Source organism: Citrobacter braakii, from assembly GCF_002075345.1.
GTDB classification, from domain to species: Bacteria; Pseudomonadota; Gammaproteobacteria; order Enterobacterales; family Enterobacteriaceae; genus Citrobacter; species Citrobacter braakii.
In genome coordinates, this window is record NZ_NAEW01000097.1 from 1 (window position 1) to 565 (window position 565).

Sequence of the window (565 nt, forward strand, 5' to 3'; positions counted from 1 at the left end):
GTCAATACGGAAGGAATTTATGCAAAGTTTGAATCTCCCAAGGTTCATTGAATTCTTCGGATATAAGGTAAACCGGCTGACGGATCGCCAGACATTTTTATTCGTTTGCCAGCGACCGGACTGGCATGAAAGTATTCCCCCGGAGCTGTCGTGGCTTATCGCCCCGTTTTGCGGACACCAGGTGCCTGCAACGTTCACCTGGTCAAGCTTTAAAATACCACTGGCAGACAGGTCACTGTCAGACCGGACTGAACCGCCTTTTAACTGTCCGCCGGTGTAAATGCTCTTGTTGTTCAGGCTGCGGATCCACTCATTATCCGTCATGTAGAACCCACCGCCATGGGTTTCATCCATCCAGCCCCGTCCGTGCCGTGAGATTATCCACCCGCCTGTGCTGCGAATATCACCTCCTGCCGTCACAGGGCCGTTACTCACAACACTGACGTCAAAGTTACCGTACTTCCCGTTCACCACCCCGGCGCTGTTCAGGTTGTTGCCGCCCATATCTATCGACGTGTGCATTTTGTTCAGTTCCGGCCGGCCGTTCACCTGAAAACGGTACAGA

At 52.7% G+C, this 565-nt stretch carries 1 protein-coding gene; it reads right to left on the reverse strand.

What is annotated here, in order from left to right:
• Positions 1-565: shufflon system plasmid conjugative transfer pilus tip adhesin PilV (pilV, locus tag BZK42_RS28040; RefSeq protein ID WP_143329791.1), on the reverse strand; the 565-nt coding region annotated here is incomplete at both ends.